Source organism: Herbaspirillum sp. NPDC087042 (assembly GCF_044745245.1).
GTDB lineage: Bacteria > Pseudomonadota > Gammaproteobacteria > Burkholderiales > Burkholderiaceae_D > Herbaspirillum.
In genome coordinates this window covers 190,469-203,235 of the sequence record NZ_JBIUZW010000008.1, presented here as the reverse complement: position 1 = coordinate 203,235, position 12,767 = coordinate 190,469, and the positions used below count along the sequence as shown (strand labels likewise).

General features: G+C 64.4%; 13 protein-coding genes. 5 read left to right on the top strand and 8 right to left on the bottom strand.

Features of this window, described 5'->3' with window-relative positions:
• Positions 1–52: 52 nt before the first annotated feature.
• Positions 53–952, top strand: coding sequence for a LysR family transcriptional regulator (locus ACIPHN_RS13165; RefSeq protein ID WP_400436794.1), 900 nt, complete (start codon positions 53–55; stop codon positions 950–952).
• Between the two features lie 28 nt (positions 953–980).
• On the opposite strand, the gene ACIPHN_RS13160 is transcribed toward ACIPHN_RS13165, so the two are convergent.
• Together ACIPHN_RS13160 and ACIPHN_RS13155 are read right to left on the bottom strand one after the other, a co-directional pair.
• Entirely contained in the window at positions 981–1,148 is a 168-nt protein-coding gene (locus ACIPHN_RS13160; protein WP_400436791.1) for a hypothetical protein, read from the bottom strand.
• Between the two features lie 9 nt (positions 1,149–1,157).
• The gene (locus ACIPHN_RS13155) at positions 1,158–2,618 is read right to left on the bottom strand and encodes an MFS transporter (protein ID WP_400436789.1); all 1,461 of its coding nucleotides are present in this window, start codon (positions 2,616–2,618) and stop codon (positions 1,158–1,160) included.
• Positions 2,619–2,781: 163 nt separating this feature from the next.
• Between ACIPHN_RS13155 and ACIPHN_RS13150 the strand changes: the two genes are divergently transcribed.
• The 3 genes from ACIPHN_RS13150 to ACIPHN_RS13140 all read left to right on the top strand — a co-directional run bounded on the left by ACIPHN_RS13150 (position 2,782) and on the right by ACIPHN_RS13140 (position 4,966).
• Positions 2,782–3,438, top strand: a complete 657-nt coding sequence (locus tag ACIPHN_RS13150; RefSeq protein ID WP_400436787.1) for a helix-turn-helix transcriptional regulator — start codon at positions 2,782–2,784, stop codon at positions 3,436–3,438.
• 82 nt (positions 3,439–3,520) lie between these two features.
• Positions 3,521–3,964 carry an Rrf2 family transcriptional regulator gene (locus ACIPHN_RS13145; RefSeq protein WP_400436784.1) on the top strand — a complete coding sequence of 148 codons (444 nt, stop codon included), beginning with the start codon at positions 3,521–3,523 and terminating at the stop codon, positions 3,962–3,964.
• Positions 3,965–4,069: 105 nt separating this feature from the next.
• The gene (locus ACIPHN_RS13140; protein WP_400436781.1) at positions 4,070–4,966 is read left to right on the top strand and encodes an NAD(P)/FAD-dependent oxidoreductase; all 897 of its coding nucleotides are present in this window, start codon (positions 4,070–4,072) and stop codon (positions 4,964–4,966) included.
• A 54-nt stretch (positions 4,967–5,020) separates the two neighbouring features.
• On the opposite strand, the gene ACIPHN_RS13135 is transcribed toward ACIPHN_RS13140, so the two are convergent.
• Together ACIPHN_RS13135 and ACIPHN_RS13130 are read right to left on the bottom strand one after the other, a co-directional pair.
• Positions 5,021–5,812: a TSUP family transporter gene (locus ACIPHN_RS13135; protein WP_400436779.1), complete on the bottom strand. Its 792-nt coding sequence runs from the start codon at positions 5,810–5,812 to the stop codon at positions 5,021–5,023.
• 36 nt (positions 5,813–5,848) lie between these two features.
• The gene (locus ACIPHN_RS13130; protein ID WP_400436777.1) at positions 5,849–6,841 is read right to left on the bottom strand and encodes a TauD/TfdA family dioxygenase; all 993 of its coding nucleotides are present in this window, start codon (positions 6,839–6,841) and stop codon (positions 5,849–5,851) included.
• Positions 6,842–7,033: 192 nt separating this feature from the next.
• Between ACIPHN_RS13130 and ACIPHN_RS13125 the strand changes: the two genes are divergently transcribed.
• Positions 7,034–8,434 (top strand): PLP-dependent aminotransferase family protein, encoded by a 1,401-nt coding sequence (locus ACIPHN_RS13125; protein ID WP_400436776.1) that lies wholly within the window; start codon positions 7,034–7,036, stop codon positions 8,432–8,434.
• 33 nt (positions 8,435–8,467) lie between these two features.
• Here the strand turns inward: ACIPHN_RS13125 and ACIPHN_RS13120 are convergent, their stop codons facing one another.
• The 4 genes from ACIPHN_RS13120 to ACIPHN_RS13105 form a co-directional block, all read right to left on the bottom strand.
• The gene (locus tag ACIPHN_RS13120; RefSeq protein ID WP_400436774.1) at positions 8,468–9,175 is read right to left on the bottom strand and encodes a transcriptional regulator NanR; all 708 of its coding nucleotides are present in this window, start codon (positions 9,173–9,175) and stop codon (positions 8,468–8,470) included.
• A gap of 89 nt (positions 9,176–9,264) precedes the next feature.
• Positions 9,265–10,653, bottom strand: a complete 1,389-nt coding sequence (oiaK, locus tag ACIPHN_RS13115) for a 3-oxo-isoapionate kinase OiaK (protein ID WP_400436772.1) — start codon at positions 10,651–10,653, stop codon at positions 9,265–9,267.
• Positions 10,650–11,894 (bottom strand): ribulose-bisphosphate carboxylase large subunit family protein, encoded by a 1,245-nt coding sequence (locus ACIPHN_RS13110; protein WP_400436769.1) that lies wholly within the window; start codon positions 11,892–11,894, stop codon positions 10,650–10,652. Before ACIPHN_RS13110 ends, oiaK begins: the two co-directional genes overlap by 4 nt.
• A gap of 14 nt (positions 11,895–11,908) precedes the next feature.
• The gene (locus ACIPHN_RS13105; protein WP_400436767.1) at positions 11,909–12,739 is read right to left on the bottom strand and encodes a phosphogluconate dehydrogenase C-terminal domain-containing protein; all 831 of its coding nucleotides are present in this window, start codon (positions 12,737–12,739) and stop codon (positions 11,909–11,911) included.
• Positions 12,740–12,767: the final 28 nt, after the last annotated feature.

Below are 12,767 nucleotides of genomic sequence, written 5' to 3'. Positions count from 1 at the left end.
TCTTGTGCAAGAATTCGAAGTACCTAGTCTCCCTGCCCGAAAGGAAGCACTCTTGAGCGACTTCAACTGGAACGACCTGCAAGCCTTTCTCACCATGGCCCGCGCCGGGCGCCTGATGGTGGCGGCCCAGCGCCTGGGCGTGGACCACTCCACCTTGAGTCGCCGCATCGCCGCGCTGGAAGCGGCGCTGGGCGTGCCGCTATTCGAACGGCGCGCGGTGGGCTTCGTGCTCACGCCCGAGGGCGAACGCCTCATCGGCGACGCCGAAGCCATCGAGACCCTGGCCCTGCGCATGCGCGCCAGCCTCGACGATGGCGCCGCCAGCCTCACCGGCACGGTGCGGCTAGGCACGCCGGAGGGTTTCGGCACCTACTTCCTGGCGCCGCGCATCGAGCGCCTGTGCGACGCCCAGCCGGGGCTGGAGATCGAACTGGTGGCCAATCCGCGCTCCTTCAGCCTGACCAAGCGCGAAGCCGACCTGGCGGTGAGCATGGCGCGGCCGGCCCAGGGCCGGGTCTATGCCAACAAGCTGGTCGACTATGCGCTGGGCCTGTACGCCGCGCCCGCCTACCTGTCCGGCCAGCGCCGCCTGCGCAAGCCCGCCGACCTGGCCGGGCTGCGCTGGATAGGCTATGTGGAAGACCTGATGTGGACCCCGGAGCTGGATTACCTGCCGCAGATCTCGCGCGAGATCCGGGCGCAATTGCGCGTCTCCAACGTGATCACGCAGATGACCGCGCTGGCCGGCGGCGCCGGCATCGGCGTGCTGCCGCACTTCATGGCGCGCCATGAGCCCGGGCTGGTGCGGGTGCTGCCCGAGCAGATCAGGCTGACCCGGTCCTACTGGCTGGTGACCCACGCCGACACCCGCGACCTGGCACGGGTGGAACGCGTGACCCGCTTCATCCGCGACGAACTGGAGGAGGCCGGGCCGGCATTCTGGATGGCCTGAGTAGATGGCCCGAGACAACCCGGCTGGTTCAGGCCGACGACAGCGGCGCATAGGCCGCCTCGAAGGCCTCTATCCGGCGCATCATCTGATCCATGCGCTCGCGCAGGGCCGCCTCCGGCCGGCGTGACCACAACAGGTCGAACTCGGCCACCAGCAGGTGGTACTCGATCTCGCTCAATTCCGGCGGCAAGTCCATGCGCCCTCCTCAACTGCGCCGCACCAGGCGCCGCGTCAACACGATGGCCGCCAGTGGCGCCAGCGCGAACACGCCCAGCAGCACCGCCGCCGCCTGGGCCGCCCCCGCCACACCACCAGGCTCGCCCAGTCCGGCCTGGTTGGCCACCAGGCCGGCCAGTGCCGCCCCGATGGCCATGGCATAGAGCTGCACGGTGGTGATGGCGGCCGAGGTCAGGTTCTCCTCCCCTGCGCGCGCCGCCTGCATGGCGCGGGCGATCAGGTGCGGCCAGCCCAGGCCGATGCCCAGCCCGGCCGCACCCAGCGCCAGCACGATCAGGGCATCCGAGAACCAGCCCGGGCTCAGCAGCTGCGCCGGCAACAGCAGCGCCAGTGCGACCAGGCCCAGCGCCATCAGCCAGGGGCCGGCGCAGATCATGCGCCGTGCCGCCGCGCCGCTGTGGCCGGAACCGCTCAGCGACCCCACGCTCCAGCCGGCCGCCATGGCCGCCGTGGCATAACCGGCCGCCAGCGGCGCATAGCCATGCAGGGTCTGCAGGAAGTAAGGCAGGAAGATCTCCACGCAACTGGCCATCACCAGCAAGGACACGCAGGCAAACACGCCTCCCATGACCGTGCGCAGGCTGTAGCCATCGCGCGGCAGCAGGCTCACACGGTGATGCAGATCGATACGCGCCACCAGCACGCCCAGCGCCGCGCCACCGATCACGCAAGCCGTCGCCACCCAGGCCTGACTGGTTTGCGCGGCCAGCGCCACCAGCAACACCGAAGCGGCCAGCAGCAGGATGCGCCCCAGCGGCATGGCCTGCTGTTGCCCCGCTACCCCGCGCACCGCCTCCGGCCCCAGTTGACGTGTCACCAGCGCAGCCTGCAACAGCAGCAGCGGCAACAAGGCGAAGAAGGCCAGACGCCATTGGCCACCGGCGGCGAACATGCCACCCACGGCCGGCCCCAGCAGGGTCGATATCCCCCACATGCCCGACACCAGCGCAATGGCGCGCGACCACAGGCGCTGCTCGAACACCAGCGGGATCAGCGCATAGCCCAGCGCCGCCAGCAAACCACCGCCGATGCCCTGCACCGCCCGCCCGGCCAGCATCCACGCCATGTCGCCGGCACTGGCGCACAGCATCGCGCCAACGCCGAACACCACCAGCGCCAGCAGATAGGCGCCACGCGCCCCCAGGCGACCCAGCAGCTTGCCCGTCAGGGTGGAGCCGATGATGGAGGTCACCACGAACAGGGTCACGTTCCAGGCGTAATAATCGATGCCACCAATATCACGCACCACCGATGGCAGGATGGTCGTGACGATGTGGACGTTGATGGCATGCATGGCCACGCCACCGGTCAGGGCTACCGCGCGCCAGCCATGGCGGCGGCCCAGCAACTCGCCCCAGGAGGCGGTGGCTGTGGCGGCGGTGGCCGCGGCGGGATGGGCGTCGGCGGAGGAAGAAGGAGAAGTCGTCATTGCGTATCCTTGGCTACAGGGCTAAAGAGGTGGGGATGCGGACACGGCTCCATATCGACATTTGATCGGACCCGGCATAATATACAAGCAAATACTTGGCTAATTCATCGCCATGGTAGAACCAGACGAACAATTAAACAAGTAAACACTTGGAAAATATACGATGAGCGAATCGATACAGGACGGCCCCAGCACTCCCGAGCGCATCCTGCTGCGCCTGAAGACCCGCGGCCCCGCCGCCACCGCCGAGCTGGCCCGCGAGCTGGGCATGAGCGCAGAGGCCGCGCGCCAGCAGTTACAGAAGCTGGCCGCCGACGGCCTCATCGCCGGCCGCCAGGCCGACACCGCAGCGCGCGCCGGCCGACCGCGCCAGGACTGGGAATTGAGCGCCGCCGGCCATGCGCGCTTCCCCGATACGCATGCGCAATTGACGGTGCAGCTGATAGGATCGATCCGGCAGCTGTTTGGCGAATCCGGCCTGGACAAGCTGATCCACCAGCGCGAATGCGAGATGCGCCGCGACTACCAGCGCCAGTGCGCCGGCATCAGCTCGCTGCAGAAGAGACTGGAAAAGCTGGCCGAACTGCGCAGCGCCGAAGGCTACATGGCCCGGGTGGAAAAGCAGGGGCGGGACTGGCTGCTGATCGAGGATCACTGTCCCATCTGTGCCGCCGCCAGCACCTGCCAGAACTTCTGCCGCTCGGAATTGCAGTTGTTCGGAGAGGTGATCGGCCCACAGGCCGAGGTCACCCGGGAAGAACATCTCCCGGCGGGGGGACGGCGCTGCGTCTATCGCGTGCGGCGCTTGCCACACGCCTGACCACCACGTTGTACTGCTTGCATCGCTCCTGGCCCAGCAGGGGTGCTTGCTTCTTGCGCGTTTACGTAATAATATTTGTTACATGAAACGACAAGACCGGCTCTCCATCGCCCTGCACGTGCTGCTCCATATGGGCCAGCGCCCCGAGCAGGCCATCACCTCCGAAGAGATTGCGGGATGGGTGGGCACCAACCCGGTAGTAATCCGACGTACCTTCGCCGGCTTGCGCGAGGCTGGCATTGTCAGTTCGGTCAAGGGACACGGTGGTGGGTGGTCGCTGACACGATCTCTGGATCAGATCAACCTGCATCAAGTGCAGCAAGCGCTGGGCGAACGGCTGGTGACACTGGGCGCCCGCGAGGAATCACCCGGTTGCCTCGTCGAGCTGGCAGTCCATCAAGCGCTGGACGACATGATGGAAGAAGCCAACCGTATCCTCGATGCCCGCCTGGCCGGTATTTCGCTGGCCAGGCTGGCCGCCGATGTCGGCCCTGGTTTCCACCAGTGGAAACCGCAGCAGCACTAGGCGTCCAGCTTTCTCCGACGGCCACATCCGGTCCGCCCCGCAAGATGCCACGCGCCTGCCCGCACGCAAGGCCGCTTGCGCCCCCACGTCTCAAAGGAGCATTCCATGCACTACGATGTCATCGTCGTCGGCGGCAGTTTCGCCGGCGCCTCTGCAGCCATGCAACTGGTACGCGCAAGACGTCAGGTACTGTTGATCGATGCCGGTCAGCCACGCAACCGCTTCGCCCGCGCATCGCATGGTTTCCTCGGCCAGGACGGCGTCGCGCCGCACGAGATCATGGCGCTGGCGCGCCAGCAATTACAGGCCTATCCGAGTTTCACTGCGCTTGACGCCTATGTCACGCAGGCCAGTGCCGATGCTGGCGGTGTTGCTATCACGCTGGAAGACGGCCGACATTTCCGGGCAAGACGACTGATCCTGGCAAGTGGCGTACGTGACGAACTCCCCGCCATTCCGGGTTTGCAGGAACGATGGGGCCAGAGCGTCATCCACTGTCCTTATTGCCATGGCTACGAGGTACGCGACCAGCGACTGGGCGTGATCGCCACCAATCCGTTATCGGCACACCAGGGATTGATGCTGCCCGACTGGGGGCCGACCACGTATTTCACGCAAGGGAAGTTCGAACCGGAGCAACAGGAGCTGGCGCAGATGCAAAAGCGCGGCGTCCACCTCGAGCGCACACCCGTGGTGGCCGTACTGGGTGCAGCCCCATCGATTCAGGCGGTAGCACTGGAAGATGGTCGTACGGTGGCACTGGACGCCCTCTTCGTCGGTCCGCGCGTCCACATGGCAAGTCCACTGGCCATGCAGTTGGGGTGTGCCTTTGGCGAAGGTCCGATGGGCCCCTATATCCTGACCGACGAGTTACGGCAGACCTCGATCGCGCACGTGTTCGCCGCCGGCGACGCGGCAGCGCCCTTCCACAACGGAACCATGGCCTCGGCGACAGGTGTGATGGCCGGCGTGAGCGTGCATCGCTCGCTGTTCATGGCTTGACACGGAACAAACATCTCGGCGGCTTGCGCGTGATACCCGCAACCCGCCGCAGGACTAAAGGAGGTATTTGATACCCACGCTGATGAACAGGCTGACCATGGAGAAGATCAGGACTTTCCTGACGAATTCAGTTCCGCTTCGCAAGACCATGTTGCTGCCAAGATGATTTCCGATGATATTGCTCAACACCAATGGCAGCGCTAGCGCGTAGATCACCTTTGCGCCGATGACAAACGCGACCAGTGCGCCAATGTTTGACGCAAAATTGAACATCTTGGAATTGGCCGATGACGCTACCAGGTCCAGCTTGAGGACGTAATGGAATGCGATGATGAACATGCTGCCCGTACCTGGACCAAAGAAACCATCGTAGAAGCCGACAGCGAAGCAAATCAGCGAGACCAGCGCCAGAAAACCCAGGCCAGAGCCTCGCTCCGGATGAGCCTGAATCTTGCCGTCTTTGGGAACAAGGAAGAGAAGGATACCAATCGGAATCAAGACCAGCAGAAGCTTGGCGACTATCCTTGCATCCATGAGCAAGATCAGGTAAGCCCCGACATATGCCCCAAGCAGAGAGCATGGTATGCCCAGCATCGCGATTTTCCACACAATTCTGCTTTGCCCCAGAAAATTCCTGATCGCTGCCAATGTACCCAGGGTGCTGACGATCTTCTCCTGTCCCAGCGCCACTTGGGGAGGCAAGCCGACAAGCAGAAAGCCTGGCACGAGAAAAAGCCCGCCCCCTCCGGCGATGCTGTCGACAAAGCCGGCAAAGAACGCGATACCGCAAAGAAGAAGAATGGCCAGCAGCCAATGCTCCTGCCAGAATTGGCCAAGAAGTTCCATGAATTCCACTCCAGGATAGTTAGAAAAAGGGACCAATCAGGCAGCCACCTCGAACGCCCTGCCGCTGCGGGCCGGACGTGTCCGCGCCAGATCTGCCATACCGAACAACCTCATCAACCACCGGTCGGCACCGTCTTCGCGCGGCACAAAGGCATCACGGGCATGCAGCGTCAGCTGGTTTTTGAACACCAGGAAATCACCGGGTAACAGCAGCAGGCCGATATCAAACTCGCCGGTATCGAGTACCTCACGCAAAGTGGCGATGGCCTCGATGCCCTGCTGATCCATTGCCTGTGTATTTTCCGTATCGAAACGGCACAGCCACTGGCCGCTACCGGCCTGGACGAGAAGCGGAAGTCCAGTGGTTTCGCGGTTGCAACCAAAGGAAGCCGGTCGCCTCATCACAAATCTTGGGCTAGCCAATACCTTGATCATCTCGGGCGCCAGTACCCTCAGTACGGACTGGGTCAGCACTAGCGTAGTCTTGACCCGTGGATCACAGCGCATGCCAAACAGGGAGAGGTATTCAGGACAGGCCGACAGATCCGTGATCGGCTCGGCAATCAGCGGCAGGTCCGGATTGTCCACGTGATAGCCGAATCTTGCCCTGGATCCGTGGGAACTCTTCTGCTTCGCTGCGTGCGGGGCCGGGACCACATGACGGAACAGCCGCCCTTCGTTCTCGCCCTCGTACACCACTGGTGCAATGCCCATCAACTGGAACAAGGCCAGATTGACCAGGCAGGCGACCGGACTATGCGCCGGAGACAGGACGCCGTTATAGGGCGTTGGCGGCAACGGGTGATCCAGCGGACAATTGCGCAGGATCAGCGCATGCTGTCGCGGGTCGTCACGAAAACCCTGCAGGGTTTCGACAATGGAACGTGGAAGAATCTCGCCGGCCTGTCGCCCCCAATCCGTACTCGGGTGCAGGAAGCACTCGTCCACAACATGCGTGTTGGCCAGCAAAACATGCCAGGCTGTCGAGACGGTCCAGGGCAGTCTCATTTCAATCATCGCGTCTTTCACAGGTCTCCTTGTCAGCAATATCAACTCGCAGGCCCCTGGGATGGCTCGATTGAACAGCACAGAAAATCTCCCCCGGCGAGAATGTCAAAAGGGAGCTCAAGGCTATATTCTTTTCAGAATTCGGCTATACACAACGCTCCATTTCCTGAGCTATAACAGAAGAGATTTATCTTCCCTCCTTGCCCTCCTACGATGAGTCCAATCCCGCAATATCAGAAAATCGCAGCTGTCATTCGCGCCTCCATCAAGAGAGGAACACTCCCTGCAGGAAGCAGGATTTCTTCAGTCCGTACACTGGGAAAAGAGCACAATGTCAGCGCACTGACGGCCTTGCATGCCCTGAGATTGCTGGAGCAGGAACGTTGGTTGGAGGCCCGTCCCCGCTCCGGCTTCTACGTCATGCCACAGTCAGTGACTACCCTATCGGCGCCAACATCAATCGACCTTGTCACGCTCGACCAGCAGGCAGCAACCCATCTGGCCATCGTCGGCACCCCTTGCCGCATCCGGCTTGATCTTGCCAATGGAGAGTCAGGCCTGTACCCGACCAAGAAACTCGGTGTCCTGATGCGCCAGCATATCTATCGCGATCAGGATCTCCTCGGAGATCACGTACGAGGGACGGGGTACCCGGCACTCAAGCAACAGATCGTGCGACGTTCTTTTGAGTATGGCTGCTCGATTCACCCTGACGAACTGATCATCACCAATGGCTGCGTAGAGTCCCTCTCTCTGGCACTGCGGGCCATCAGCCGACCGGGGGACGCCGTAGCAGTGGAGTCGCCAACCTATTTCGTCATTTTGCAGATGCTGCATGGCCTGGGCTTGCGTCCCGTGGAAATTGCGCAAACGCGTCAAGGCATCGACCTGGAGTTACTCGAACAAGCGCTCCGCCAGTACAAGCCTTGCGCTGTCATCAGCATAGCCAACGTCGGGAACCCGATCGGCCTGACCTCTACCATGGATAACAAGGAAGCCCTGATCCGGCTGGCAGAGCAACATGGCGCGGTGCTGATCGAGGACGATATCTACGGAGATACCTGCTTCGATGCATCGCGCCCCAAACCGCTGAGGGCATTGAGCGGCAAGGTCATTCTCTGCAGTGGCTTTTCGAAGACACTGGCCCCGGGAATCCGGGTCGGCTGGATTGCCGGCGGACGCTGGTCGCCCGCTATCGCCTTGATGAAATACACCTCGACGATGGGAACACCAGTCTATCCACAAGCGGCTATCGCCGAGTTCATGCGCACCGGCGGATACGATCTCCACTTGCGTCGTCTACGACGTACGCTGCAACTTCAGGTCCGCCGCATGCGCCAAGCAATCATCCGGCATTTCCCCGCAGGGACATCGGTCTCTGATCCCTCAGGAGGCTATGTTCTCTGGGTGACACTGCCGCGAGGATGCATTGGCACCCGCCGCCTGTTCGAACGCGCAAGACAAGAAGGGATTGGCATCGCCCCCGGTCATCTGTTCGCAACAGATGAGCGCTTTGACCACTGTTTCCGATTGAATGCCGGATTTGGCTGGAACGACGAGATCGACAGCGCAATCGCCAGACTGGCGATGTTGGCCGTCGCCGACCAGGACTGACGGGACGACCAGGCAGCCCTGGCCTTATCTGCCTTACTGCTGCCCCAACTCCCGATACAACTCATTGGCACGCATGAGGTGCGCACGCATGGCCTCGGCAGCCGCATCGCCGTCATGCGCGGCGATGGCGTCGACGATGCGCTGGTGTTCGGCCAGGGTCAGTTCCTCCGCGCCAGGGGCGCGCACCAGGGTGGTGTAGAACTCGCTGGCCCAGCGGAACATCGATTCAACGATCGAGGGGAAGATGGGATTGCCGCTGATGTCGGCGATTTCCCGGTGGAAAGCCATGTCGCGCTCGATGAATTCTTCCAGGTTCACCATCGAAGCGCGATGCTCGGCGATGGCCTGGCGCAGGCGCTCCACCTGCGCCTCGGTGGCGCGCTCGGCGGCCATGCGGGCGGTGCTGGTTTCCAGGAAAACGCGGGCTTCCTTCATGTGCTTCAACATGTCCGGCTTGGTGCGCAGCAGGTGTTGCGCACCGGCGGCGATCTGGGCGATCAGCCGATCGGCCGTGGGGTCGACCACGCGGGCCCGCTCGCCATGGGCGATCTCGACAAAGCCGGAGCGCTCCATCGCCTGCAGCGCTTCGCGCACGGCCGGGCGGCCCACGCCGTAACGTTCCATCAGGTCGCGCTCGGAGGGCAGCTGCGAGCCCGGCGGAAACTCTCCCTGATGGATGCGATCCATGAGGCGTTCCAGCACTTCCTGGTATAACTTGCGTCGCTGTATCGGTTCCGACATGAGAGGGCTGTCTCGAATAATGGGTTTCGTTGGACGCGCACTCTACCACAATCCCAGTCCCGGCCTGCGATTGCGGCGATCGAGCAGACCTAGCTGGCGCGTCCCTCCAGCACATCCCCGAAGAAGCCGGGGGCACCGATCTGCCCTCCCTTGAGCACCAGTTCCAGCCCGTCGCGCCGGGGGTTGTCCGACCAGGCCCGACACAAGGGTGCGCCCGGGGCCATGCCCGCGCAGACCGACAGGGCGGCGATGTCCAGGGCGCTGGCCACCTCGCCCGAACTGTCGCCGCCGGCGATGGCGATGCGTTGCAGCGCATGCGTATCCAGCAGGCCCCGCATGGTCTGGGCCAGCGCCACACCCACCTGGCGTGCCGCATCGGCGCGCGATAGCCCCGCTCCCGCCGCGATGGCATCGAAACCAGTCACCGCCGGATCGTCCGGCCCTTCGGCCGAGAACACCAGCGGGCTGCGACCGGCCGCAATGGCCTCTCCCGCTGCCGCCACCAGGCGCGCCAGTTCAGCGGCCCGTGTGTGCTCGCCCAGCACTGCCGCCAGGTCCATGCGCAGGCAGGCAAACCCGTGCGCCCGCGCCCAGGCGATCTGCCCTGCCGTGACCGGCGAGCAACTGCCGCTGACGGCGGCAATCACCGGCACCGGGCCGGCCTGCGGCAACGCGGGCTGGCCCGCGATCCAGCCGCGCGAACGCCAGTAGGCCGCCAGGGCATATTGCAATCCCGAGGACGAGGCACTGAAGACCCCCTCCCCGCGCCCTTCCCACACCAGCCGTCCGGCTTCGCGCTGGGTCTCGTCATCCAGCACGTCGACCAGCACCACCGGCACATCCTTGCCGCGCAAGCCATCCAGGCGCTCGCGTGCCGCCAGCGCGCCATCGCGCAGGGGCAGCATGTCCACCAGCCCGATGCGGCGTGTGGTCTGGCGCTGCAGATGGCGACGCAGATCGGCCTCGTCCATGGGCGTGACCGGATGGCGCGACATGGTGGGATGACGATCGAGCCGATAGCCCTCGCCGCCCACCGCCGCAAACAGGTTGCCGAACAGTTGATAGCGCTTCAGGCGCGGCGCCCCCACCACCATCGGCGACCAGTCGCCGGGCAGGTAACGCACGCCCAGGTCGATGGCGCGACCGATGGAACCGGTCTCGGGCGAGGAATCGAAGGTCGAGCAGACCTTGTATTGCAGCAGCGGCGGATGCAGGGCCGCCAGCGCCTCGAAGGCGGCCGGCAGCTGTGCCTCCATCCACTGCGGCGAGCGCCCGCGCGAGGAACCGGCAATGCCGATGCAGCGCGCCTCGGGGAAGCGCGCCAGCATCGCCGCATCCGGCGTACGCAAAAACAGCACCGTCGACAGGCCCGCCGCGCTCATGACCTCCATGGCATCGGTGGAACCGGTGAAGTCGTCGCCGTAGTAGGCCAGCAGCAAGCCGTCCGGCAGGGCCGTGCTCTCGGGCAGCTGGCTCATTTCCAGAATCCCAGCGCGGCCTGCAGGGCCGGATTGCGGCGCGCATGCTGCTCCAGCGGCACGCCCTCCATGGCCGCGACCCAGGCTTCGCGCAGCGCTTCCACGCCCGCCGAGACACCCTGCGGGTGGCCGAAGATGCCGCCACCAGCCGTATGGATCAGGTCGGCGCAGCCGATGGCCGCATAGGTATCGGCCGCCTGCAGGCCGGTCTGGCCCGAGCTGAACACCGGCATGGTGCTGACCATGTCGGCACCCGGCACCACCGGTTGCAGCACCGAGCGCGCCGCCTCGATGACGCTGTCGTCGGGTTCGCTGAATTTGTTGCGCAAGCCATTGACGTGCATGTGGTCGGCGCCCGCCAGACGCCACAGTTGCTGCCACGGCGCGTAATCCCAGCCCAGTTGCGGGCTGCGCGTGAGATAGCCCCAGCCGGCGCGGTGCGCGTGGATGGGCAGTTGCGCATGGCGGCGCAATTCCTGCAGGCCGATCAGGCCGATGGAATTGAGGACCGCCATCACGCAGGTGCCACCTTCGGCCAGCACCAGGTCGTAGCGACGCCGCATCTGGTCCAGGTCGCCGGTCAGGTTGAAGGCCACCATGACCTTCTTGCCGGTACGATCGGCATGCTCGTTGACCACGCGCATGACTGCGCGCACGCGCTCGTCGAAGGGACAGCGGCCACCGTCGGCCTGCAGTTCGTCATCCTTGATGAAGTCGATGCCACCGGCCACCAGCTCGCGCACCTGCTGCACCGTCTCGTCCACCGACAGGCCGATGCTGGGCTTGATGATGGTGCCGATCAGCGGGCCCTGCGCCACGCCGGTCAGCTTGCGCGTGCCCGCGATGCCGAAGGCCGGACCCGGATAGGCGTCGACGAAGGCCTTGGGCAGCGTCAGGCCGGTCAGGCGCAGGCCCGAGACCTGGCGCAACTCGAACAGGTTGCCCGCCACCGTGGACATCAGGTTGGGCAGCGAGGCGCCGGTGTTTTCCAGCGGCCAGGACAGCTCCAGCCGGCATTGCGTATAACGCTGCGAGCTCATGCCGCCGGGCAGGCTGGGCGTGTTGCTGTGGCCCAGGATCTCCAGCTTCTCGACGCGCGCGCCGGAGCGCTCCTTCAGTTCCGGCGTTTCGGTGGCCAGCGCCACGAAGGTGCCGCTGGATTGTTCGCCCGCGATGACCTCGGCCGCGCGGGCCGGGTCGTCGCCGGTTTCCAGCCAGTAGCTGGCGTAGATGCGTTCCATGCCTGCGCTCCCGGTCAGGTGATGCGACGGATGCTCTCGGCGATCTCGTCGTGCTCGAAGACCTTCAGCCAGTCATCGCGCAAGAGGCGCGGCAAGCCGTTCTGGATGGCCTTGTTGCAGGCGTCCGAGAAGGCGCCCGGGATTTCCTTGAAGATCACCGCCCCCAGGATGTTCATGTGACCCAGCAGGAAGTCGCGCGCGGCTTCCTCGGGCACGCCACGGCGCACGGTCTCGTCCATGGCCTGCTTCATCGCATAGAGCAGCGTGGCGCACACGGTTTCGGAGAGGCCCGGCTCCAGGATCGCCATCTGGTCCACGGTCAGGCGGTAGCTGCGCAGGATGGGCTGGTAGATCACCTTGGCCACGTCCTCGCCCAGGTCGAAGGCCGATTCCGGGCCCTGCATCAGGGCGCTGGTGATGGATTGCTTGGCGGCGCCACCGCCGAAGAAATCGCGACGGCCTTCCGGGGTGGTCTCGTCGTTGTAGATCGGCGGATGGCAGGGGTGGGCCACGAAGTAGACCAGGTCCGGCCGATCCGGCAGGTGACCGGCGAAGGGCGCGGCCGCATCCAGGGTCATCACCATGACGCCGGCGCGCAGCTTGGGCGAGATCTCGGCGGCGATCTTGCCGATCAGGGTATCGGGCACGGCCAGGATGACCACGTCCACGTTGTCCAGCGCCGCATCGATGCCCACGCATTCGATGCCGACTTCATCGCGCAGGCGCTTCTGACCCACCTCGCTCACTTCGACGTGGGCGACCTGGTAGTCGGACTTCTTCAGGTTCTTGGCCAGGCGCACACCCATCTTGCCGCCGGCGCCGAACAGTGCAATCTTTTCTTTCATGCTGGTTCTCCAATCATCATGCCTGTCC